The organism is Stenotrophomonas indicatrix, from assembly GCF_002750975.1.
Lineage (GTDB): Bacteria > Pseudomonadota > Gammaproteobacteria > Xanthomonadales > Xanthomonadaceae > Stenotrophomonas > Stenotrophomonas indicatrix.
Genome location: NZ_PEJS01000001.1, coordinates 1442639 through 1466099, shown reverse-complemented (window position 1 = coordinate 1466099; position 23461 = coordinate 1442639). Strand labels below are relative to the sequence as shown.

At 66.6% G+C, this 23461-nt stretch carries 21 protein-coding genes; 5 read left to right on the top strand and 16 right to left on the bottom strand.

Annotation, left to right across the window (positions count from 1 at the left end; all coding sequences use genetic code 11):
• Positions 1 to 5: 5 nt before the first annotated feature.
• The 11 genes from pcaG to CR918_RS06860 form a co-directional block, all read right to left on the bottom strand.
• The gene (gene pcaG, locus CR918_RS06910) at positions 6 to 569 is read right to left on the bottom strand and encodes a protocatechuate 3,4-dioxygenase subunit alpha (protein WP_025875085.1); all 564 of its coding nucleotides are present in this window, start codon (positions 567 to 569) and stop codon (positions 6 to 8) included.
• A gap of 4 nt (positions 570 to 573) precedes the next feature.
• Positions 574 to 1284 carry a protocatechuate 3,4-dioxygenase subunit beta gene (gene pcaH, locus CR918_RS06905; protein ID WP_099842313.1) on the bottom strand — a complete coding sequence of 237 codons (711 nt, stop codon included), beginning with the start codon at positions 1282 to 1284 and terminating at the stop codon, positions 574 to 576.
• A 68-nt stretch (positions 1285 to 1352) separates the two neighbouring features.
• Complete coding sequence (pcaF, locus tag CR918_RS06900) at positions 1353 to 2561, bottom strand: 3-oxoadipyl-CoA thiolase (RefSeq protein WP_099844264.1); 1209 nt, start codon at positions 2559 to 2561, stop codon at positions 1353 to 1355.
• Positions 2562 to 2568: 7 nt separating this feature from the next.
• Positions 2569 to 3216 carry a 3-oxoacid CoA-transferase subunit B gene (locus CR918_RS06895; RefSeq protein ID WP_025875091.1) on the bottom strand — a complete coding sequence of 216 codons (648 nt, stop codon included), beginning with the start codon at positions 3214 to 3216 and terminating at the stop codon, positions 2569 to 2571.
• Complete coding sequence (locus tag CR918_RS06890) at positions 3213 to 3893, bottom strand: 3-oxoacid CoA-transferase subunit A (protein WP_025875093.1); 681 nt, start codon at positions 3891 to 3893, stop codon at positions 3213 to 3215. The genes CR918_RS06895 and CR918_RS06890 overlap by 4 nt, the downstream gene beginning before the upstream one ends.
• 171 nt (positions 3894 to 4064) lie before the next feature.
• Positions 4065 to 5384: an MFS transporter gene (locus CR918_RS06885; RefSeq protein ID WP_080149067.1), complete on the bottom strand. Its 1320-nt coding sequence runs from the start codon at positions 5382 to 5384 to the stop codon at positions 4065 to 4067.
• A 53-nt stretch (positions 5385 to 5437) separates the two neighbouring features.
• Positions 5438 to 6289, bottom strand: a complete 852-nt coding sequence (aroD, locus tag CR918_RS06880) for a type I 3-dehydroquinate dehydratase (RefSeq protein ID WP_223485160.1) — start codon at positions 6287 to 6289, stop codon at positions 5438 to 5440.
• Between the two features lie 35 nt (positions 6290 to 6324).
• The gene (locus CR918_RS06875) at positions 6325 to 7614 is read right to left on the bottom strand and encodes a carbohydrate porin (RefSeq protein ID WP_099842311.1); all 1290 of its coding nucleotides are present in this window, start codon (positions 7612 to 7614) and stop codon (positions 6325 to 6327) included.
• Positions 7615 to 7636: 22 nt separating this feature from the next.
• On the bottom strand, positions 7637 to 9148 hold the full coding sequence (locus CR918_RS06870; protein WP_099842310.1) for a right-handed parallel beta-helix repeat-containing protein: 1512 nt from the start codon (positions 9146 to 9148) through the stop codon (positions 7637 to 7639).
• Between the two features lie 605 nt (positions 9149 to 9753).
• A complete protein-coding gene (locus CR918_RS06865) occupies positions 9754 to 11319 on the bottom strand; it encodes a protein adenylyltransferase SelO (RefSeq protein WP_099842309.1) in 1566 nt (521 codons plus the stop codon).
• Positions 11320 to 11350: 31 nt separating this feature from the next.
• Positions 11351 to 12040, bottom strand: coding sequence for a glutathione S-transferase (locus tag CR918_RS06860; protein WP_025875105.1), 690 nt, complete (start codon positions 12038 to 12040; stop codon positions 11351 to 11353).
• 91 nt (positions 12041 to 12131) lie between these two features.
• Here CR918_RS06860 and CR918_RS06855 point away from each other — a divergent pair, with 91 nt between their 5' ends.
• Positions 12132 to 12551: a hypothetical protein gene (locus CR918_RS06855; RefSeq protein ID WP_051585111.1), complete on the top strand. Its 420-nt coding sequence runs from the start codon at positions 12132 to 12134 to the stop codon at positions 12549 to 12551.
• A 78-nt stretch (positions 12552 to 12629) separates the two neighbouring features.
• Here CR918_RS06855 and CR918_RS06850 read toward each other — a convergent pair whose 3' ends face one another.
• On the bottom strand, positions 12630 to 12839 hold the full coding sequence (locus tag CR918_RS06850; RefSeq protein ID WP_025875108.1) for a cold-shock protein: 210 nt from the start codon (positions 12837 to 12839) through the stop codon (positions 12630 to 12632).
• Positions 12840 to 13143: 304 nt separating this feature from the next.
• On the opposite strand from CR918_RS06850, the gene CR918_RS06845 reads away from it, so the two are divergent.
• Complete coding sequence (locus tag CR918_RS06845) at positions 13144 to 13632, top strand: YaiI/YqxD family protein (RefSeq protein WP_099842308.1); 489 nt, start codon at positions 13144 to 13146, stop codon at positions 13630 to 13632.
• Positions 13633 to 13645: 13 nt separating this feature from the next.
• Here CR918_RS06845 and CR918_RS06840 read toward each other — a convergent pair whose 3' ends face one another.
• Positions 13646 to 14515 (bottom strand): pseudouridine synthase, encoded by an 870-nt coding sequence (locus CR918_RS06840; RefSeq protein WP_099842307.1) that lies wholly within the window; start codon positions 14513 to 14515, stop codon positions 13646 to 13648.
• Between the two features lie 128 nt (positions 14516 to 14643).
• On the opposite strand from CR918_RS06840, the gene CR918_RS06835 reads away from it, so the two are divergent.
• The 3 genes from CR918_RS06835 (at position 14644) to CR918_RS06825 (ending at position 18534) form a co-directional block, all read left to right on the top strand.
• Positions 14644 to 15192, top strand: a complete 549-nt coding sequence (locus CR918_RS06835; RefSeq protein ID WP_025875114.1) for a YaeQ family protein — start codon at positions 14644 to 14646, stop codon at positions 15190 to 15192.
• Complete coding sequence (locus CR918_RS06830) at positions 15189 to 16373, top strand: BaiN/RdsA family NAD(P)/FAD-dependent oxidoreductase (protein ID WP_032977610.1); 1185 nt, start codon at positions 15189 to 15191, stop codon at positions 16371 to 16373. Before CR918_RS06835 ends, CR918_RS06830 begins: the two co-directional genes overlap by 4 nt.
• A gap of 91 nt (positions 16374 to 16464) precedes the next feature.
• Positions 16465 to 18534 carry an EAL domain-containing response regulator gene (locus CR918_RS06825; RefSeq protein ID WP_059063907.1) on the top strand — a complete coding sequence of 690 codons (2070 nt, stop codon included), beginning with the start codon at positions 16465 to 16467 and terminating at the stop codon, positions 18532 to 18534.
• Between the two features lie 118 nt (positions 18535 to 18652).
• Here CR918_RS06825 and fabV read toward each other — a convergent pair whose 3' ends face one another.
• From fabV to secD, 3 genes are all read right to left on the bottom strand, one after another.
• Positions 18653 to 19912, bottom strand: coding sequence for an enoyl-ACP reductase FabV (gene fabV, locus CR918_RS06820; RefSeq protein WP_099842306.1), 1260 nt, complete (start codon positions 19910 to 19912; stop codon positions 18653 to 18655).
• A 687-nt stretch (positions 19913 to 20599) separates the two neighbouring features.
• Positions 20600 to 21580: a protein translocase subunit SecF gene (gene secF / locus CR918_RS06815; RefSeq protein ID WP_025875120.1), complete on the bottom strand. Its 981-nt coding sequence runs from the start codon at positions 21578 to 21580 to the stop codon at positions 20600 to 20602.
• A 15-nt stretch (positions 21581 to 21595) separates the two neighbouring features.
• Positions 21596 to 23452 (bottom strand): protein translocase subunit SecD, encoded by a 1857-nt coding sequence (gene secD, locus CR918_RS06810; RefSeq protein WP_033830879.1) that lies wholly within the window; start codon positions 23450 to 23452, stop codon positions 21596 to 21598.
• Positions 23453 to 23461: the final 9 nt, after the last annotated feature.

Here is a 23461-nt window from a genome sequence, read left to right as displayed (position 1 = left end):
CGCAATCAGTATGCGAAGAACACCGTCTCGTCCGGGCCCTGCATGCGCACGTCCCAGTGGTACAGGCCCTTGCCCTGCGCCTGTGCGACCAGGGTGTGGCGGCGTTCGGCCGGCACCAGCGCGAGGATGCCGTCCTCGGCGTTGCTGGCTTCGTCACTGAAGTAGATGCGTGCACGGGTGGCCTGCAGCAGGCCGCGCATGAACACCAGCACCACCAGGTGCGGCGCCTGCGGCTCGCCACGCAGGCCCGGCACGCGGCCCGGCTTGACGGTGGTGAAGGCGAAGCGGCCCTGGTCGTCGGTGGGCACGCGGCCCCAGCCGTCGAAGGCCGGGTCGTGGTCGTCCCGGCGCGGGTCTTCGCCATGGGCATAGATGCCCTGCGCGTCGGCCTGCCAGATTTCCAGCACGGCATCGGACACCGGCACGCCATTGCCATCGAACACCTGGCCCTGCACTTCCACGCGCTCACCCTGCGCGGTGGCCGGGGCGATGTCGGTGCGGTACAGCGGTTCAAGGCCCAGGCGGTAGTACGGGCCCACAGTCTGCCATGGAGTGGATTGGAAACTCATGGTGTTACTCCCAGACGGTCATCTTGCGACCGCGCAGCACGATGTCGAAACGGTAGCCCAGCGCGAATTCGTTGGCGGTGTTTTCCCAATCGAACGAGGACACCATGCGCTCCCGCGCCTTGGCGTCGTCCACGCAGTTGTAGATCGGATCAAACGCCAGCAGCGGATCATTGGGGAAATACATCTGCGTGACCAGGCGCTGGCCGATGCCTTCGCCATGCAGCGAGAAGTGGATGTGTGCCGGGCGCCAGGCGTTGTAGTGGTTGCGCCAGGGGTACGCGCCCGGTTTGATGGTGGTGAAGCGGTAGCGGCCTTCGCTGTCGGTCAGCACCTGGCCGGTGCCCTTGAAGTTCGGATCCAGCGGCGCGTCGTGCTGGTCGCCCTTGTGCAGGTAACGGCCGGCGGCGTTGCACTGCCACACCTCCACCACGGTGTTGCGCACCGGGCGGCCGTTCTCGTCCAGCACGCGGCCGCTGACGATGATGCGCTCACCCTGCGGCTGGCCGGGGAAGCCGGCGGTCAGGTCGGCGGCATGCTCACCGAGGGTAATGCGGTTGATGCTCGGGCCGGTCACTTCCGAGAGCGTCACCGGGATCGCGATCGGGTCGGTTCCCGGGCCACGCAGCGCGGTGGAGGCATACGGCAGGTGGACGCGCGGCGGCTGGCTGCCGGGATACGGCTTGCGGTAGCCGCGCAGTGGGGTGGGATCGCTCATGGCGTACTCCTGTTGGCGAGCGGCCCGGAAGCCGCAGCTGTCTTGAGATTACGGAATCAGGGGATGGTTCACACGCGCTCGATGGCCAGGGCCACGCCCTGCCCCACGCCGATGCACATCGTGGCCAGGCCACGGCGGCCACCGCTGGCCTCCAGCTGGCGCAGCAGGGTCAGCGCCAGGCGCGCGCCGCTCATGCCCAGGGGATGGCCCAGCGCGATGGCACCACCGTTGGGGTTCACGTGCGCGGCATCGTCGGCCAGGCCCAGCTGGCGCATGCAGGCCAGCCCCTGCGAGGCGAAGGCCTCGTTCAGTTCGATGGCATCGAAGTCGGCGATGGCCAGGCCCAGCCGTGCCATCAGCTTCTGGCTGGCCGGCACCGGGCCCATGCCCATGATCGCCGGCTCCACGCCGGCACTGGCAAAGCCGAGGATGCGCGCGCGCGGGGTCAGGCCCAGCGCCTGCACCTGCGCACCGGAGGCCAGCAGCAGCGCGGCGGCACCATCGTTGATGCCCGAGGCGTTGCCGGCGGTCACCGTGCCCGGCTGGCGGAACAGCGGCTTCAGCTTGGCCAGTGCTTCGGCGGTGGTATCGCCGCGCGGGTGTTCATCGCGCTCGACGGTCACGGTTTCGCCGCGTTTGCGGCCCGGTACGTCCACCGCCACGATCTCGCCGTCGAAGAAGCCGCGCGCCTGCGCGGCGGCCGTTCGCTGCTGGCTGCGCAGGGCGAACGCATCCTGGTCCTCGCGGCTGACGCCGTAGCGCTCAGCCACGTTCTCGGCGGTCTGGCCCATGGTCTCCACACCGTGCAGTTCACGCAGGCGCGGGTTGATGAAGCGCCAGCCCATGGTGGTGTCTTCGATCTGCTGGTCGCGGGCAAACGGCGAGGTTGCCTTGCCCATCACGAACGGCGCGCGCGACATCGATTCGACGCCGCCGGCAATGGCCAGGCCGAGCTCGCCGGCAGCAATGCCACGGGCTACGGTGCCGATCGCATCCAGGCCCGAACCGCACAGGCGGTTGATCGTGCTGCCGGGCACGCTCACCGGCAGGCCGGCCAGCAGCAGGCTCATGCGGGCGACGTTGCGGTTGTCCTCACCGGCCTGGTTGGCGCAGCCCAGGTAGACGTCCTCCACCAGCGCCGGGTCCAGCTGCGGGTGGCGCGCCAGCAGTGCCTTCAGCGGAATCGCGCCGAGGTCGTCGGCGCGCACACCGGACAACGCGCCGCCGTAGCGGCCGATCGGGGTGCGGATGCCATCGACGATATAGGTCTCGTGCATCGGCATTTCAGGCTCCCTCGGCCAGTGCCAGCGGCAGGCCGGTCAGTTCACGCAGTTGATCGATGTCCACGCCCTCGACCATTTCCAGCACGGTCGCGCCGTCGGCGCCGAGGTCGAACACCGCCACATCGGTATACACGCGCGACACGCAGCGCAGGCCGGTCAGCGGATAGCTGCATTCGGCCACCAACTTGCTTTCACCCTGCTTGGTGAACAGGTCCATCATCACGAACACCTGCTTGGCCCCGATGGCCAGGTCCATTGCACCGCCCACGGCGGGAATCGCATCGGAGGCGCCGGTGCTCCAGTTGGCCAGGTCACCGTGCGCCGAGACCTGGAAGGCACCGAGCACGCAGATGTCGAGGTGGCCGCCACGCATCATCGCGAACGAATCGGCGTGGTGGAAATAGCAGCCACCGGTCAGCAGGGTAACCGGCTGCTTGCCGGCATTGATCAGGTCCGGGTCTTCCTGGCCGGGCGCCGGCGCCGGGCCCATGCCCAACAGGCCGTTTTCAGACTGCAGCAGTATCTCCTTGTCCGCCGGCAGGAAGTTGGCCACCGTGGTCGGCAGGCCGATGCCCAGGTTGACGTAGGCCCCTTCGGGAATATCGCGCGCCACGCGCGCGGCCATCTGTTCGCGGCTGAGCTTGTTCATGCCTGCACTCCTTCTGCGGCCACCGGCACCACGCGCTGCACGAAGATGCCGGGGGTCACCACGGCCTCCGGGTCCAGTTCGCCCAGCGGCACCACCTCACGCACCTGCACGATGGTGCAGCGTGCGGCCATCGCCATCAGCGGGCCGAAGTTGCGTGCAGTCCGGCGATACACCAGGTTGCCCCAGCGATCGCCGCGGTCGGCCTTGATCAGCGCGAAATCGGCATGCAGCGGGTACTCGAGCACGTAGTGGCGACCGTCGATCTCGCGCGTTTCCTTGCCCTGGGCCAGCTCGGTGCCATAACCGGTGGGCGTGAAGACCGCGCCCAGCCCGGAACCTGCCGCATGGATGCGCGCGGCCAGGTTGCCCTGCGGCACCAGCTCCAGTTCGATCTCGCCGGCGCGGTAGGCCGCGTCGAAGTGCTGCGAATCGGCCTGGCGCGGGAAGGAGCAGACGATGCGGCGAACGCGCTTGTGCTTGATCAGCGCAGCCAGGCCGGTATCGCCGTTGCCGGCATTGTTGTTGATGATGGTCAGCTCGCGCGCACCCTGTGCAATGAGCGCATCGATCAGCTCGTCGGGCATGCCGGCAGTGCCAAAGCCGCCGATCATCACGGTCGCGCCATCATGGATATCTGCCACCGCTGCTTCCACGCTGGCTACGCTCTTGTCGATCACTGCATTGCTCCTTGCCCTGCCTGCCGGCGGTCATCACCGCCACGCTGCAGGGCCACTGCGAAGGGAAAACATGACCCGGACATGGTCGCCATGGCACGTCGCCCGGTCAATGCGATATTCGGCCATTCGATTCGATAATCGAACATTGAGTGACGTGCTCCGGCCATCGGTTCAACGCCGGTTCTGACCCACGCCCACGCGCAGGCCGAGGCACGCCCATGCCGCCAGCAGCAGCGGCGCAGCGCACAGCACGTACAACGAGGACGGCTGCCAGCCACCATCGACCAGAACACCCACCGTGAGTGGCGAGAGGATCGCACCGACCCGGCCGATGCCGATGGCCCAGCCCAGGCCGGTGGTCCGCACTTCGGCGGCGAACACCACCGGCGCGGCCGCATACAGGCCGGCCATCGCTGCGAACAGTGCCGCACCGATCACGAAGGCCAGCGGGAAGGCCACGCCCAGCTGCGTGCTGAAGGCCGCAAAGCCCAGCATCGAAACCATCGCCAGCAGCAGCGCGCCGGCCGTCAGCCTGGACAGCGACCAGCGCGAGGCCAGCCAGCCGAACAGGCTGCCGCCAACGATGCCGCCCAGGTTCAACAGCACGCCACCGGTGATGCCCTGCTGCGCCGACACGCCGGCCGAGACCAGCAGCTTCGGCGTCCAGCTCAGCACGAAATAGAACGCGAACATGTGCAGGAAGAACGCCAGTGCGATCAGCAGCGCGACGCGGCGCAGGTCACCCACGAACAGCGCGGCATAACCCTGGCGCTGGCCGTCGCGCACCGGCGCTGGCGGCAGCGCCTGCAGCTCTGGCATGCGCATGCGCGAGAGCAGCGCGTTCAAGCGTGGCAAGGCATTGGCCGGGCGACGCGCGACCAGGAAATCCAGCGATTCGGGCAGGCATTTGAGCACCAGCGGAATGCACAGCAGCGATGCCGCTGCGCCGACCAGGAACACGCTGTGCCAGGCCCAGTGCTCCAGCATCCACGCAGCCAGCAGACCGCCAGCGGTCGCACCGATCGGGTAGCCGGTGGCCTGCAGCGCGACTGCGGTGCTGCGCCACTTGGCGTTGGCGTACTCGGCGGTGATCACCCCCACACCGGCCAGCATGCCGCCGATGCCGATGCCGGTGTACACGCGCAGCGCACCCAGCTGCCAGGCGTCGGCGGCCAGCGCGGACAGCGCCATGCCACTGGTGAGGATCAGCAGGCAGCACACGATCATCGGCCGCCGCCCCCAGCGGTCGGCCAGCGGTGCCAGCAGGAACGAACCCAGCGCCATGCCGACCAGGCCGGCACTGAGCATCAGCCCCAGTACCTTGCCCGACAGCGCCCAGTCCGCCGAAACATGCGGCGCGGTGAAGGCCATGACCATCACATCGAAGCCATCAAGCATGTTCAACAGCACGCAGATGGCGATGGCGGTCCACTGGAAGGGACTCATCCGTTCAAGGACAAGCGACGGTGCGGCGGCGGAGGCGTGGCTCATGGTGCGGTTTCCTACAACAGCGTGGTGCGGTGGAACGTCCGGCGGGGAAGGTCTCAGTGACCGGCCTGGCTGGATGCATGAATGACCTGCAGGACGTCCTGGAGGCGCTCAACCTCGACCTGGCCTGGTGCCGACGGGGTGCCGATCATGCCGAAGGTCAGGGCCTGGCCGAAGGTTTCGCCGGCCAGGCGCGAAACCACGCCGGTGCCGCCCATCGACATGGTCAGCAGCGGCTTGTCGCTCTGCTGGCGCACCTGCCAGGTGGCATCGAGCAATGCCAGCACATCGCCAGCGTCGCGCGGCATCACCGCGATCTTCAGCACGTCCGCGCCAAGGGCCTGCTGCTTGAGCAGGCGTGCGACGATTTCCTCGCGCGGTGGCGTGGCGTGGAAGTCATGGCTGGACATCACCACTTTCACGCCAGCCTTGTGGGCCTGCGCCACCAGCGCCTGCACCACCTTCGGATCGCGGAACATCTCCACGTCGATCAGCTGGGCGACACCACCGCGCAGCAGCGCGGCGTAGAGCTTGCCGTAGTCGGCATCGCTGATCGGCTTGGCGCCCCCTTCGGCCTTCGTGCGGAAGGTCACGATGGCTGGCTTGCCTCCCAGCGTGGCCTGGATGCGCTTGCCCAGCGCGACCAGCGCCTTGCCATCGGTGGCGATGTCCAGGTAGTCGATGCGCCATTCGGCGATGTCGGTGGATCTGCTGGCGGCGATGGCCGCGGCCTGCTGCAGAGCGACATCTGCGGTGGCACCGGTGATCGGTACGATGGTGCGCGGGCTGCCCTCGCCGATGCGTAGTTGGCCGACCTGCAGCACCGCCGGTGGCGGCGCGGCCAGGCCCAGCAAGGGGGAGGAGGCGAGCACGCCGGCGAGGACAACGGAAGCGAGCGGAATTTTCATCACAGTCACCACAGCATGGAAGGAGCGCGCGGCCATCAGAAGGTCACCTTGGCCTGGACACCCACGGCCCAGGCGTTGTCGGTACCGCTGTAATTGAACGTGCCCGGGTTGACGATGTACTGCACGTCCGGGCGGATCATCAGCCAGGGGTTCACCTGGAAGCTGTAGGACAGCTCGAACAGCTCCTCGGCCTGGCTGAGGTTGTACAGCGGCGAATCGGTGGGCACGCCCCCGGCGGCCAACGTGGCGCGCCGCGCATCGACCAGGCGGTGGTTGATGTCAGCGCCGACGTAGCCCAGCGCGATGCTGTCCTGCGCACGCGCGCCGATGCCCTGGTAGACGCCGCCCAGCGCGTACCAGCGCTTGATCTGCGCGGTATCGGTGTCGGACACCATGTACTGCGCGAAGCCGGTCAGGCCGCGGCTCGGGTCGGCCGATTCCTGGGTCAGGCGCTGTTCGGCCAGCACGTAGGCGCCGTGGCGCCCGGTGGTCGGCGAGGTATCGAGGCCGCGCTTGTCCACGCGCGACGTGTCGTAGTAGCCACCGAACTTGTAGACGCCGGCGTAGCGGCTGCCCTTGGCCGGCGTCCAGGTCACCTCCACCGGAAACAGCGAGCCGGTGGTGCCCGAAACGAACGGACGGAATGCGTTGCGTTCGATGTTGCCGCCCAGATTCGGGTTGACCTGGAACCAGCCCGTGCGCACGTTCACCGCCGGGCTGATCTGCTGGGCGAACTCACCACCCCAGCGTGCCATCGGATAGTTGTACCAGCCGCTGTTGCCGGACATCGCCAGCGGGTGGGCGCAGAATGCGGCGTTGACGAAGTGGGTCAGCAGGCTGTGCAGGCCGAACTGGTTGCCCATCGCGTAGTACCCCAGCTTGTAGTACGACCGGCCCGCATTGAAGGTCTGGTCGTAGCTCAGCTCGGTCAGCCGCGTGTACTGGCCGCCATACGCCTCCTGGATCGGGAAGCGGTTGCCGACGAAGTCCACCGAGGTGCTGCGGCCACGACGATCGTTGAGGGTGAAGTGGAACGCACCGCCGTCCCAGCCGGCCAGCTTGCCCATGTCCAGGTCCACGCCCACCCGCACCTGCTGCGCATAGCGCGCGCCGGTTTCGCCGTAGCCACCATCGACCACACCCATGGCCTCGCCCACGTAGTCGCCGCGGAAGGCAACGCCGCGCTCGAACAGTTCGGTGCGGGTGCCGCCCCAGTCGCCGGTAAGCGTCTTGCCTTCGTAGCGGTTGCTGGACTGCGCGCTGGCCACGGCTGGCAGCAGCAGGGCGGCCAGCATACCCAGGGAAACAGGTTTCGCAGGATTCATGATCGCGGTCTCGTGGAGGTGATCAGCGCAGCGACAGCGGCGCACTCAGCGGGGAGGTGGCGCCCTGCGCCGAGGTAACTGTGGCGGTCAGGCTGCCGGCAGCGGCAGCGTCGGTCCCTGCACCGAGCGGGAAGGTGAAGCTGCCCTGCCCCTGCGCGTCGGTACGTGCTTCCACACTGCCCAGCACCCACTCGGCCTCGCTGCCGGTGGCGGCGCGGTTGCCGAACACTTCCACCTGGTAGCGGGCATCAGGCACGCCCTGGAAACGACCGGTCAGCAGGCGCTGCGCACCCTTGCCCTGCACTGCGGTCAGCTGCGGCGCGGCCTGGCCGAGGTTCGGCAGCGGCTGGCAGCCGGCCTGGCCGGCAGCGGTGCAGATGCGCGCACGCTTGGACGCATCGTTGTCCACGCCACGGCCACGGGAGCCGACGAAGCTGGCGTGCTCCAGGCCCGGCACACCGAACACGATGGTGCCACGCGGCTGGCCCTTCACGCAGGCCCCGCCGGCTTCGCAGCGCTCGATCGGCAGGCCGTTGCCGTAGATGCGGTTGCCGGTGAAGCGGTTCGGCGCACTGACCGGCTGCGGGCGCACGCCGATGCCGATGCCATTGCCGCTGATGGTGTTGCCGTCGACCACGTTGCCGCTGCCGGTGATGCTCAGGCCCAGCGAATTGCCGGTGAAGGTGTTTGCCGCGATGTAGTTGCGGTTGCCCCAGTTGATCTGCAGGCCATCGGAGTAATCGACGAAGCGGTTGTGGACCACGCTGTTGTCGTTGCCCCACAGGATCTCGATGCCCTGCGAAGGTTCCGGGTTGGCCCTGGTGGATTGGAACAGGTTGTCGGCCACCAGGTTCCAGGCCGCGCCGCGGGTCAACTCCAGGCCGTCGCCGTTATCGAGGAATACGTTGCGCACGATGCGGTTGTGCACGGTGGTGGTGGCGGTGGACTGGCCCTTGCCGTCATCACCGGTGAGCATGATGCCGGCACCGCCCTTGTTGGCGACGATGCGGTTGTCATGGATCTCGTTGTGGCTGGAGCGGTTGACCAGCACGCCGATACAGAAATTGCGGATCTCCAGGCCGGCCAGCTCCACGCCCTGGGTATCGCGCAGGACCAGGCCCGGCAGCGTGGTGGTGCGCACGTTGGTGCCGGACTGCCCCGGCTCGGCGCCGGGGCAGGCATCGGTACCGGTGCCGGTCACGTAGGCCGAGCCATCGATGGCGACGTACTGGCCATCGCGTTCCCAGGACGTGCCGATGATCTGTACCGGCCCCTTGATCTCCGGCAGCGGCGTGGCCGGCGTGATGACGTAAGGCGCAGCGCCCACGGCCGCGATCTCGATGCGGTAGCGACCCGGCGCCGCATTGGCAGTGGTGATCGCCCAGCGCAGCGAGCCGGCGTTGGCGTCGTCGGCGTAGCGGTCCACACGCAGCACCTGCAGTGCCTCGCGCGGCGGTTCGGCCTGGTAGGCCAGCGCCAGCGACGGCAGCACGGCAAGCAGGGACAGGGAAACAATGGACAGACGACGGCGCATGCGATCACTCCGCGCAGAGGAAGGAAAATCCGGCGGCCTTCCCCCTGCACCTGGCATCAGCACCGGACCGGCTGCTGCCCTCGCCCCGCCAGGGGTGGATCGCTTGGACTGCTATGAAACTGCGGAAATGAAAGTAGATTTATCGCACTGCACCATTCAAGTGCGGTAATCGACTGCGTGTGCGAATATCGCACTGAATGGGTACTACCATCGTTGTAGGCGAGGTGTTTGCAGGGCTTGCAGCCCTGCACTGCCAGGAGCCAGAGCAACAGATCTCGAAACAGATCGGGGGCAGATCCGGCAGATCGCGGCCAACTATCGAAGGCGGGGCACTGTGGGTTTGCGGGGTGTGAGCCGCATGGATGCGGCGACCAAGCCCCCATGGGTGAGGGCGCTTTGCTTGCGAGGCACTGCTTCGTAAGCGCCCGAACGCACAGCCGCCAGCGGCTGGGCCGGTCTGGGGGTTTACGGCGTCCCCGCAAACCCACAGTGCCCGGCCATCCCCCAGGATCCCCGCTGTTGCTGTTGCTGCTGGGCGGTGGTCGCCCGCAGCGCCGTTGCTCCGGCCTCGGCGGGTGCAGGGCGCAGCCCTGCAAAGGAAAACCCTACGAACTGCAGGACAGCATCGAACAGCCTGCGCGGTCGTCAGCCCACGCCGGCCGCTTGCCGGCGTAATGTTCCAGCCCCGGGCGTTCGGTGTACGGATCACGCAGTACGTCCTGCAGGGCATGCACACCGCCCAGCTCGCCCTGCTCGGCGCGGTCGATCGCTTCCTGTGCCAGCCAGTTGCGCAGCACATACAGTGGATTGGCCGCACCCATCTTCACGACACGCTCGGCTGCCGGCAGCGGATCGGCACGCAGCCGCGCCGCGTACTCGTGCAACCACTGCTGCAGAGGTTCCTGCACCGCGTGCTGGCGCTCGGCGTCGTAGAAGACCTCGGCCAATACGCTTGCATCGGGTGCGTTGGCATCGATGCGCATCAACGTACGCCATGCCAGGGTCATGTCCATGCCGCCGTCCTGCATCAGCTGCTGCCAGCGCTGGTAAAGCTGCAGATCGGCATCGTCGGCCGCGGCCAGCCCCAGCTTGGCCGCAACATCGCGGCGGGTGCAGGCGACCAAGGTCGCCTGGTAAGCGGCCAGCCCTGCCTGCAGCGGCTGCACGTCGGCGAACAACGGCGACAGCGCCTGCGCAAGCCGGTTGAGATTCCAGTACGCCACCTGCGGCTGGGTGCCGAAACGATAGCGGCGTCCCTGCGCATCGGTGGTGTTCGGGGTCCAGTCCGGGTCGAAGTCTTCGACCCAGCCATAGGGGCCATAGTCCAGCGTCACGCCGAGCACGGAGAGGTTGTCGGTGTTCATCACCCCATGCACGAAGCCCACGCGCATCCAGTGCGCGATCATCTCTGCGGTACGCACGGCGATCTGTGCGAACCAGTCGCCATACAGCGCTTCGCCCTGCCCCGTCAGTTCCGGGAAATCGCGGGCGATGCACGCCTCGACCAGTTGCTTCAGCAGTGCGGTCTCGCCACGTGAAGCAGGCAGTTCAAACGAACCAAAGCGCAGGAACGAGGGCGATACCCGGCAGACGATCGCGCCGGGCTCCGCACGGGGATGACCGTCGTAGAACATGTCGCGCACCACGTCTTCGCCGGTGCCGACCAGCGACAGGGCGCGCGTGGTCGGCACACCCAGGTGATGCATGGCCTCGCTGCACAGGAATTCACGGATCGACGAGCGCAGCACCGCACGGCCGTCGGCGCCGCGCGAATACGGCGTCGGCCCGGCACCCTTCAGCTGAAGCTCCCAGTGCCGGCCATCGGGGGCGATCACCTCGCCCAGCGAGATGGCGCGGCCATCACCGAGCTGACCGGCCCAATGGCCGAACTGATGGCCCCCATAGTTGGCCGCCCACGGCTGCATGCCCGCGTACAACGCGTTGCCGCCGAACACCTCGGCGAAGCTTTCGTCATCGACCTGCGCAGGATCGAACCCCAGCATCCCGGCAACCTCCGGCGACCACGCCAGCAGCACCGGCGCTGCGACAGGCGTCGGCATCACCGGCGACCAGGCCGCACCCAGCACTTCGCGCCGGCGCGGACCGGACTCGGGATCGCCCGGCAGCAGATTCAGCAGGCGGTTGTCGAACTGGGGGGCAGTGGTATCCATGGGCAAAGCATGGGGGCGGCGACGGCCATCCTCAATCGCCGCGCAGGGCCTGCAATGCCCCGCCGTGCGCCTCGGCGCGCCGGTAGGCCGGGCGCTCGCCGATGCGCTTGAGGAAGCCACGCAATGCCGGCTTGTCGTCCAGCCCGCCGCCGCGTGCGGCCGCCGCCTGGATCGGGAAGCTCATCTGGATGTCCGCAGCGGTGAAGCGTTCGCCTGCAAACCACGGGCTTTCGGCCAGGCGCCGTTCCATCCAGTCCAGATGCAGGCGCCGCTGCGGGCCGATGAAACCGCGCTCGGCCTTGTCGGCGATGCTGCGGGCGATCGGCCGCGCGAAGAACGGCATCGGCGCGCTGCGGATGCGGCTGATCACCAGGGTCAGCAGCATCGGCGGCATGGCCGAACCTTCGGCATAGTGCAGCCAGTAGCGGTAATCGATGCGCTCTTTGCCTTCGGCCGGTACCGGCGACGGCGACAGCTGGCGATGCACGTCGTAGCGGTCAACCAGGTAGTCGAGGATGGCGCCGGATTCGGCCAGGATGAGGTCGCCATCCTGCAGCACCGGCGCCTTGCCCAGCGGATGCACCTGGCGCAGTTCCGGCGGCGCCAGCAGGGTCTTCGGGTCGCGCGGGTAGCGTCGCAGTTCGTAGTCCAGCCCCAGCTCTTCCAGCATCCACAGCACGCGAAGCGAACGGGAATTTTCCAGATGATGGACGATGCGCATGGGCGGCTTCCGCAGAAAGGTGCCCGATGGTAGCGCGGCCTGGTGCATGCAGGTGTCTGCTACCCTGCCCGGCCGTGGAAGGCCTGCCAGCATGGACACCCCGCCGTTCGATGCACTGCTTGGTTACCTCGGGCAATCCGAGGACCACAACTGGACGCAGTACATCTGCGAGCACGTTGCCAAGGGCGTCCTGCGCAGATTCGAAGCGCACGATTGGCAGCGCCTGCAGAAGATGATCGCAGCGCAACCCGCGTTCTGGCAGCAACGCTGCACCGACGCGCTGGGTGAATGCATGAAGCCCGAAGCCTTGCCGCTGCTGTTCAGTCAGCTCCATTCCAGCGATGACGACAGCCGGATACTGGCGGCCTATCACCTGCAATGGATGGAAGTGCCGGTGGGTCCGGAGGTGGTTGATGTCCTGCGCGAGATCCTGTCGCGCATTCCGGCAGCCGAACGCGCCGAGTACCAGGAAATAACCCAGCTGCTGGAGCGGGCGCTGGCTGCGGGTTGAACCCGTCGTGCGACGCAAACGAAAAACGCCGGGAGCTTTCGCTCCCGGCGTTCTGGCTACCAAACGGTAGCAGACGGATTAGACCGCCTGCACCTGGTCAGCCTGCATACCCTTCTGGCCCTGGACGGCGACGAAGGTAACCTTCTGGCCTTCCTGCAGGGTCTTGAAGCCGGTGCCCTGGATCGCGCGGAAATGCACGAACAGGTCCGGGCCGCTTTCCGGGGTGATGAAGCCGAAGCCCTTGGCGTCGTTGAACCACTTGACAGTGCCGGTCTGACGATCAGACATATTTACTAACTCCTGAAACACATGTTGAAAAAAATCGCAGCCACCGGGTATCGGGGCCGAGACTGAGTTGCAGGCGTTGGTAAAGCGGATCGATGAGCGGATCGTGAGATCAACTGCACCAGGCCACGATTCACGGTGACCCTAGCAAACACAGTGGGCCAGACGATACGCGTGTTTTGAGCAAAAAGCGATAGCCATGATATTCAGCGTCAAACGGCCAGCCCCTAGACAGGGCAAGGGGTTGCACCAGATCGAGGCTAAACCCGGGCCCCCATTCAGGTTTTTCCTACCCTACACTGGGTAAATGACTGAAGCTGAAACCCGCGCTGAACCCCTGCTCCCCCGCATCTGGGTGGACGCAGACGCCTGCCCTGTTGTCATCCGCGACATCCTGTTCCGCGCAGCTGAACGGGTCGGCGTGGAGCTGACCCTGGTCGCCAACCAGTGGATCCGCACCCCGCCTTCGCGCTGGCTGCGCTCCATCCAGGTTCCGCAGGGACTGGATGTGGCTGACAGCGCCATTGTCGAACGGATGGCTGCCGGCGACCTGGTGGTCACCCAGGACATCCCCCTGGCGGCCCTCGTGCTGGAGAAGAAGGGCGTGGCCCTGAACCCGCGCGGCCAGCTGTACACCCCCAACAACATGGCCGAGCGGCTGTCGATGCGCAATTTCATGGAAGAACTGCGTGGCGCCGGCGTCCAGACCGGCGGGCCACCGCCGCTCGGCGCGCGTGACCGCCAGTTGTTCGCTGCCGAGCTGGACCGCTGGCTGGCGCAACGACCGGGCAGGTGAATCCGGCTGTGCGTCAGCCGGGAACGCACAAGGTGCGCGTGCTGCGGAAGCTGCGTCGCTGGCCGGTCAACGGATCATCGAAGGCCAACGCCTGCGCCAGCAGCTGCAACGGCGGCTCGGCCGCACGCTCTGGCCGCACGTGCAGCTGCGGATAAAACTCGTCCCCCAGGATCGGCGCCCCGAGCGCGGCCATATGGACGCGCAGCTGATGCTTGCGCCCGGATTCGGGCGCAAGCCGATAGCGCCAGACCGGGCCGTGCGCATCAATGACCTCGATACGGGTCAGCGCATTCGGCTCGCCGGGAACTTCAGCCATACGGAAGAACGAGTCCCCCGGCTGCAGCCGGCTATGCCGCTCCAGCGGAAACCGCAGGTCCGGCAAGGCCGGCGCCAGCGCCTCGTAGGTCTTCTCGATGCGGCGCTCACGAAACAGCCTCTGGTACGCGTCGCGCGTTTGCGGCTGGGTGGAAAACAGCACCAGGCCGGCCGTCAGCCGGTCCAGTCGGTGCAACGGCACCAGGTCGACGTTGCCGGTGCGCTCGACCAGGCGTGCCAGCAGGGTCTGGCGCACAAAAGCACCGGCCGGCGCGGTCGGCAGGAAGTGCGGCTTGTCGGCCACCAGCAGGTGCGCGTCGCAATGCAGGATGTTCTCTTCGAAGGGAATCACCGGCTCATCGGCCACTTCACGGAAGTAGCGGATCTCCAGCCCCACCTGCCACGGCATGTCCGGCGCCAGCGCCCTGCCCTGTGCGTCCTGTATCCGCCCGCGTGCGAAGCGACTCTCCCATTGCAGCCGGTCGATGCGCGGGAAGCGCGCGCACAGGCCATCCAGCAGGGAAACCCAGTCACCGGGCGGCAGCTGAAGTCGGCTGGGCAGGGACATACGACAGGACACGCCAGAAGCATCAGGGCGGCCAGCGTGCCACCGATCAGGCCCTGCCGACACCCCCCATACCGGACACCCCCGGGGCAAACCTCTATCATTGACGGTCTTTACCCCTCTGGATCTTCATGGCCCTCACCGCCACCATCCGCAAGGCCGAACTGCAGATCAGCGACATGGATCGCGGCTACTACGCGACCCACAACCTGACCCTGGCCCAGCATCCGTCCGAAACCGACGAACGCCTGATGGTGCGCCTGCTCGCCTTCGCGCTGAACGCTGGCGACCGCCTGGAATTCGGCCGCGGCCTGAGCACCGACGACGAGCCGGACCTGTGGGAACACGACTACACCGGCGACATCCTGCAGTGGATCGACCTCGGCCATCCGGACGAGTCGCGCATCCGCAAGGCCAGCAACCGCAGCCGGCAGGTGCAGGTGGTCAACTACGGCGGCAATGCATCGGACATCTGGTGGCAGAAGCAGGGCAAGGGCCTGGCCCGCTTCGACAACCTGTCGGTGGTCGACCTGGACGGCGGCTTCGTCGATCTGTGGGGCCAGCAGATCCAGCGTGCGATGCGCTGGAGCGTGCTGATCCAGGACGCCGAAGTGCAGCTGCTCAATGATCAGATGCAGCTGGACGTGATCCCCAACTGGCGAAAGCGCGCCAAGGCATGAGCACGATCCGCTGCGACGTGCTGGTCATCGGTGCCGGCGCTGCCGGGCTGATGACCGCGATCACGGCGGGCCAGCGAGGCCGGCATGTGCAGGTGATCGACCACGCCAACAAGATCGGCAAGAAGATCCTGATGTCCGGCGGTGGCCGCTGCAACTTCACCAACACCGGCACCACCCCGGCCAACTTCCTGTCGGCCAATCCGCATTTCTGCAAGTCGGCACTGGCGCGTTACTCGCCCTACCACTTCATCGAGATGGTCGAGCGCCACGGCATCGCCTATCACGAGAAGGAACTGGGCCAGCTGTTCTGCGATGTTTCGTCCAAGCAGATCGTGAAGATGCTGGTGGACGAATGCCAGCAGGCCGGCGTGCAGATCCGCACGCAGTGCAGCGTGGAGCGCATCGAGCACGGCACTGACGGCTTCCGCGTGCACACCACGCACGGCCTGTTCCATTGCGCCTCGCTGGTGGTCGCCACCGGCGGCCTGTCCATTCCCAGCCTGGGTGCAACCGGATTCGGCTATGAGATCGCGCGCCAGTTCGGCCACCAGGTGCTGCCCACCCGCGCCGGCCTGGTGCCGTTGACCCTCAGCGGCACCCACCAGGAGCGCCTGGCCGAGCTCAGCGGCGTCGCCCTGCCGGTCGAGGCCAGCAGCAACGGCACCCGCTTCCGCAACTTCATGCTGCTGACCCATCGTGGCGTCAGTGGCCCGGCCATCCTGCAGATTTCCTCGTTCTGGCAGCCCGGCGACGCGCTGTCGCTGGATCTGCTGCCCGGCCAGGATGCCGCCGAATGGCTGCGCCAGATGAAACGCGAACGCCCCGCCGCGGAACTGCGCACGGTGCTGGGCGATGTGCTGCCCAAGCGGCTGGCGCAGCGCCTGTGCGAGCACTGGCTGCCCGACCGCCCGGTACGCCAGCTGGACGAGCCGGACCTGCGCAAGGCCGCACAGGTGCTTTCAGCGTTTCCACTGGTGGCCAGCGGCACCGAGGGCTACCGCACCGCCGAAGTCACCCTGGGCGGCGTCGATACCAACGAGGTCTCTTCCTCGACGCTGGAATCCAAGCGCGTACCCGGCCTGCATTTCGTCGGCGAGGTGCTGGACGTGACCGGCTGGCTGGGCGGCTACAACTTCCAGTGGGCCTGGGCCAGTGGGCACGCGGCCGGCGGCGTGGTGTGAACCGCATCGCCGTTCCGTGCACGCAACCGTTGCGCGCATGGACGCGCCGCCACGCATCGTGTATCTAGATTTGCAGATTGGGGAGCAGTGCATGCAGAACGCGAACGACATCACCATCCGCCTGCTGATCGTCGATGACAGCGGCGAGAACGCCGAAGCCATCGTCAGCACCCTGCGCAACAGCGGCATCGCCGTGCGCCCATGGCGCCCGCAGGACTCGGCCGAGCTGTCGCAGGTGCTGGCCAGCCAGGCGATCGACCTGGTGCTGGCTGCGCCCTCGCAGAGCATTCCGCTGCCACTTGTGGCCCAGCACATCGCCGCCAGCGGCAAGGACATCCCGCTGGTGCTGCTGGCCGAACGCATCGACGAGGACGAACTGGTACAGGCCAGCAGCAACGGAGTGCGCGCCCTCGCCCTGCGTCAGCGCGCCGAACACCTGCTGGCGGTGGTCCGCGACCAGTGGGTCGACCTGCAGGCGCGCCGCGGCCTGCGCCGGATCGAAGCGCAGATGCGCGAGACCGAGCGTCGCTGCGACGCGCTGATCGCCTCTTCGCGCGAGCCGATTGCCTATGTCCACGAAGGCATGCATATCCGCGCCAACGATGCCTACCTGGAAATGTTCGGTTACGAGGATTTCGAGGAGGTCGAAGGCATCTCGTTGCTGGACATGGTTGCCGCCCAGCACGTGGATGATTTCAAGCAGCTGCTGAAGTCACTCAGCCGCGGCGAAGCGCCTCCGCCACAGTACCAGCTGGACGCCCGCCACCAGGACGGCAGCGCCTTCCCGGCGACGATGGAATTCACCGCAGCCACCTACGAGGGCGAATCCTGCCTGCAGGTGGTGTTCCGCCGGCGCATGGAATTCGACCCGGAGCTGGCGCGCGAGGTCGAGGACCTGCGCCAGCGCGACCAGGTCACCGGCCTGCTCAACCGCCCCACCTTCATGCTGCAGGTCGAGGACGCGGTTGCCCAGGCTGGGCGCAGCGAAGGTCAGTTCGGCCTGCTGATGGTCGAGCCGGACCATTACGCGCGCCTGCTCCCGGATATCGGACTGGCCTCGGCCGACGCCCTGATCGGCGCCCTCGCCGCCCTGCTGGCCGACGTTGTTGGCGACGATGCGCAGCTGGCCCGTTTCGGCGAACACAGTTTCGCCGTACTGCAGTCCGGCCCCTATGCGCAGACCGTGGCACTGGCCGAGCGCATCCGCGAAGCCTACGCCGCACACGTCTTCAGCATCGGCGCGCGCTCGGCCACGGTGACCGTCAGCATTGGCGGGGTGCAGGTGGGCGAGAAGATCGCCAGCATCGGCCAGGTGCTGGCGCGCGCCAGTGAATGCACGCAGGCCGCAGCCGCCCTCGGCAATACCTGCCGCATCTTCGACCCGGCCGCTGTTGATCGCGTGGAGGAAGAGCGCGTGCAGCGCTGGGTCGCACGTATCCGCGAAGCCCTGGCAGGCGATGGCTTCCAGTTGCATTACCAGCCGGTGCTGAACCTGCAGGGCGAGTCGCTGGAGCTGTATGAAGCCTACCTGCGGCTGGAACACAACGGAGAGCTGCTGAGCCCGACCGCCTTCCTCGGCATTGCCGAAGAACATGGCCTGCTGGCGGACATCAATTGCTGGGTCGTGTCGCAGGCAATCGCGGTGCTGGGCGCGCGTGCCCGCGAGGGTCATCCCACCCAGGTGCTGGTGAAGGTGACGCCGGAATCGTTCGATGATCCGAAGATGATCGCCACGCTGCGCCAGCAGCTGCAGGCACACGGCGTGCCGGGCGAACGCCTGTGGCTGCATGCGCCGGAATCGAAGGTGTTCACCCACCTGCGCAGTGCCCAGCAGTTCCTGGCGGAAGTGGCACCGCTCGGCTGCCGGATCGGCCTGGAGCAGTTCGGCTCGGGTCTGGACTCGTTCCAGCTGCTGGCCCACTTCCAGCCGCAGTTCCTCAAGCTTGATCGCGGCTTCACCAGCGACCTGGCCGCCACCCGCGAGAACATCGACCGGGTCAGCCAGATAACCGCACGCGCGCAGGAAGCGGGCATCCGCACCATCGCCGAGTTCGTCAGCGACGCCAACTCGATGACACTGCTGTTCAGTGCCGGCGTGGACTACGTGCAGGGCGATTTCGTCGGCCCGGCAGCGCCGGCGATGAACTTCGAGTTCGGCTGACACCTCACCGGTAGCGCCTGGCCATGCCCGGCGGGTGGCCCGCAGACCGCTGCGCTCGCCGGGCATGGCCCGGCGCTACCCATAAAGAAGGCCGGCTTGCGCCGGCCTTCTCCGTTGATCAGGTCAGATCGACCAGGTTGTCGATCTTCATGTCCGGGTTGACGTCGGCTTCGTAGTCGACGCCTTCGACACCGAAACCGAACAGGCGCAGGAAATCGGCCTTGTAGCCGGCCAGGTCGCTGATCTCGTACAGGTTCTCGTTGGTCACCTGCGGCCACAGCGCCAGCACCTTGCCCTGCACGTCAGCGGCCATTTCCTTGTAGTCGGCGCGCAGGCGGCCTTCCTCATCGATCAGCGCAACGGTATGGCCATCGCCATCGACCAGGTCGTGGCGCAGTCGATCGACCGCCACGCCATCGGCCTTGGCGCCGTACAGGATGTCGTACAGCACGTCGAGCTGCTCGATGCAGCCTTCGTGGGTGCCCTTTTCCTTCATCACCTTGAACAGCAGCGACAGGTACAGCGGCATGGTCGGAATGGCCGAGCTGGCCTGGGTCACCACCGCCTTCAACACCGACACGCGCGCATCGCCGCCGATCCTGGCCAGCTTCTCGCGCAGCCCCAGCACCTTGTCGTCCAGATCCTTCTTGGCAGCACCGATGGAGCCGTTCCAGTAGATCGCCTGGGTGATCTCTTCGCCCACATAGGTGAAGGCCGTGGTGGTGCAGCCGTTGGCCAGCACGCCGGCATCGGCCAGCGCGTCGATCCACATCTGCCAGTCCTCGCCGCCCATCACCGCGACGGTGCCGGCGATCTCTTCCGGGGTGGCCGGCTGCAGATGGGTTTCGGTCAGCACTTCCTTGTCGGTATCCAGGCCACGCAGGGTGATCGGCTCGCCGATCGGCTTCAGCGTGGAGCTGATGATCTCGCCCGTCTTGGGATGCTTGCGGCGCGGTGCGGCCAGGCTGTAGACCACCTGGTCGACCTGGCCGAGATCGGCCTTGATCATCTCGATGGTCTTGGCCTTCACCTCATCGGAGAACGCATCGCCGTTGATGCTCTTGGCATACAGACCCGCTTCGTCGGCGTACTTGTGGAACGCCGCCGAGTTGTACCAGCCCGCCGTGCCCGGCTTGGTTTCACTGCCCGGGCGCTCGAAGAAGATGCCCAGGGTTGCCGCGCCACTGCCGAAGGCGGCAGTGATGCGCGCGGCCAGGCCGTAGCCGGTCGAGGCGCCGATCACCAGCACGCGCTTGGGGCCGTTCTGGATCGGCGGGCGCGCACGGATGTAGTCGATCTGCTGCTTGACGGCGGCGTCGCAGCCGGTCGGGTGGGTGGTGACGCAGATGAAGCCGCGGACGCGCGGTTTGATGACCATGAAGACCTCGGGTTGGCAGGTGCGGCGCGCGGGGCGCTCAGCAGGAATACGTGGCGCGCGCGTGCGCGCGAACCGCAGGATCGTAGTGCGCGGGGGAAGATTGCACAACCGACGGCGGCGTAGGGTGGAGTTTGTTCTGCAGGGTTGCACCCTGCACCTGCAGAGGCAACGTCGACGGCAGAAGCCGGGTTCCTGTGGGTTGGCGGGGTGGGTCCGGTTGAGGGGGACGCTGCAAGTACGTCCATGTAGGCTCGGTCGCCGCATCCATGCGGCTCACGCCTCCTCAACCGGACCCACCCCGCCTTCGACAGTTTCCCGCGATCTGTTGGAACAGCGTCCGGGCCTGGTAGGTGTCAACCTTGGTCGACACGGATGAGTTCATTCGATATCTGACAGATGTGTCGACCAAGGTCGACACCTACCAACAGCCGCAGGAATCTGTCGGGGGTGGGGCCGTGTGGGTTGGCAGGACCGTTGGCGCCATGGATGGCGCCATCGAGCCCCCATGGACGGGTTTACGGCGTGTCCTGCCAACCCATACGGCCCCGCCCAGCCAGCAGAAAGCCAGTGCCGCTGTGGCTTTTGACGTTGCCGTTGCTTTAGGGCCTCTGCGGGTGCAGGGCGCAGCCCTGCCAACAAAAAACCCCGCTTGCGCGGGGTTCTCTGTGTACTGCGTGCAGCAGAGGCTTACGGACGGCGCGCGAGGGCCTCGACGTCCTTGGCCTTGGGCAGCAGGTCCTGCTTGGTCACGCGCAGCGCGCCGACCGTCAGCATCGGCACCGCCACCAGGATCGAGGACAGCACCACGATCACCGCACCGATCATGTGCGTCTCGGCCAGGCCTTCCATCGAGCTGCCACCGTACAGGTACAGGGCCAGTGCGGACAGGAAGAACATCACCGCGGTGATCACCGTACGCGACAGCGTCTGGTTGATCGAACGGTTCAGCACTTCCATCGGCTCCACGCGCAGGCTGCGGAAGTTCTCGCGGACGCGGTCGAACACCACGATGATGTCGTTGATCGCAAAGCCCATCACCGACAGCAGGCCGGCCAGCACGGTCAGGTCGAACTCACGGCCCAGCAGCGACACGTAGGCCACCGTCACGATCAGGTCGAACATCGCCACGATGCTCGCGGTGACCGCGAACTTCCATTCGAAACGCACCGCGATGTAGATCAGGAAGCCGGCCAGCATGAAGATGGTGGCATACAGGCCATTCATCGCCAGGTCCTTGCCGATCTGCGGGCCAACGAACTCGTTGCGCAGCACGGTGGCCTGGTTGTCAGCCGAAGAGACCGCCTTGACCACGGCCGCGGCAGTCGCCTTGTCCTCGGCCGAAGCGCCGCCGGTACCCGGAGCGTGCTCACCGTGCGGGGCCAGGCGGATCAGCAGGTCGGTGTTGCCACCGACGCTCTGTACCTGGGCGCCATCGAAGCCGTTCTGCTCAAGTTTGCTGCGGACGTCCTCGACATCCACCGCGTGTTCGAAGCGGGCTTCGATCAGGGTGCCGCCGGTGAAGTCCAGAGCGTAGTTGAAGCCCTTGAAGCCGATGATGCCGATCGAGGCCAGGAACACGATGATCGTGACGACCATCGCGACATGGCGCCAGCGCATGAAGTCGATCTTGGTATCGTTCGGGAGGATGTGCAGCGGAAACAGTTTCATGTGCGTGTCGTCCCGTCAGATGGCCACGTTCTGGAGCTTCTTGCGACGGCCGTAGATCAGCGTCGCCAGTGCACGCGATACGGTGATCGCGGTGAACATGGAAGCGAAAATACCGATGATCATGGTCAGCGCGAAGCCCTTCAGCGGACCGGTACCGAATGCGAACAGCGCCACACCGACGATCAGGCCGGTCAGGTTGGCGTCGAGGATGGTGCCCGACGCGCGCTCGTAACCGGTCACGATCGCGGTCTTGCCCGGCACGCCGGCACGCAGTTCTTCACGGATACGCTCGTTGATCAGCACGTTGGCGTCGACCGACAGACCGACCGACAACGCCAGGCCGGCAAAGCCCGGCAAGGTCATGGTCGCGCCGAACAGCGACATCACCGCCACCACGATCAGCAGGTTGAACAGCATCGCGATCGAAGTAATGAGGCCGAACATGCGGTAGTAGATGGTGAAGAACACCAGGGTGAACATGAACGCATAGACCACCGCGGTGATGCCGTTCTTGACGTTCTCCGCGCCCAGGCTCGGGCCGACCACGCGCTCTTCGACGAAGTCCATCGGCGCAGCCAGCGAGCCCGACTTCAGCAGCTTGGCCAGGTCCTCGGCTTCCTTCTTCTGCAGACCGGTGGTCTGGAAGTTCTTGCCGAACACGCCGTTGATGTTGGCCACCGAGATCACTTCCTCGTTGACCTTGAAGCCACGCACTTCCTCACCGTCGACGACGGTCACGGTCGGCACGCGCTCGGTGTAGACCACCGCCATCGGCTTGTTCACGTTCGCGCTGGTGAAGTCGAACATGCGCTGGCCACCGACGTTGTTCAGCGTCACGCTGACTGCCGGGGTGCCGCTGGTGGAGTCGGTCACCGCCTGCGCGGCCACCATCTGGTCACCGGTGACGATCACGCGCTTGTTCAGCAGCACCGGACCGCCGTTGTCACGACGCTGGTAGACCTTCGCTTCCGGCGGAATACGACCCGACGCGATGGCGTCCTGCGCGTTGCCTTCCACCACGGCCCGGTATTCCAGGGTGGCGGTGGCACCGATCATGCGCTTGGCTTCGGCCGTGTCCTGCACGCCCGGCAGCTGCACCACCACGCGATCAGCACCCTGGCGCTGGATGATCGGCTCGGACACGCCGAGCTGGTTCACGCGGTTGCGCAGCGTGTTGATGTTCTGCTCGATGGCGCCGTTGGCGATCTGCGTGATTTCCGCTTCCGGAATGGAGACCGTGATGCGGTTGCCACTGACGTCATAGCCGAGGGTCGGCTGCGCCTTGGCCAGCGCGGCGCGGGCTCGGGTACCGGCGTCTTCGCCGGCCGAGGGGCTCAGGTTGGCGACGATGGTGTTGTCGGCACGACGCTCGACCGACTGGTAGGCGATGCGCGCATCACGCAGGGTGCTGCGCACGTCCTCGGTGTAGGCGTCCAGGCGCTTGTCCAGCGCGGCCTTCTGGTCGACCTGCAGCACGAAGTGCACGCCGCCCTGCAGGTCCAGGCCCAGCACCATCGGGCGGCCGCCGAGCTTGGCCAGCCAGTCCGGCACGGTCGAGGCCAGGTTCAGGGCAACCGTGTAGTTCTCGCCCACGCTGTCACGCAGCGCATCGCTGGCGGCAGACTGCGACTTCAGGTCCGACAAGCGGACGATCAGGCTGTCCCCTTCCTTCTCTGCACCGATCGTGGTGACACCGGCCTTCTTCAGGTCGGCCAGCACACGGTCGCGCAGCGCATCGTCGATCTGCCCGCCACGGTTGGCGGTGATCTGGATGGCCGGGTCCTTCTGGTAGATGTTGGGCAGTGCGTACAGCGTGCTGAGCGCCAGTACGATCACGATGACGACGTACTTCCAGCGTGGAAATTCGAGCATTGCTTGGGT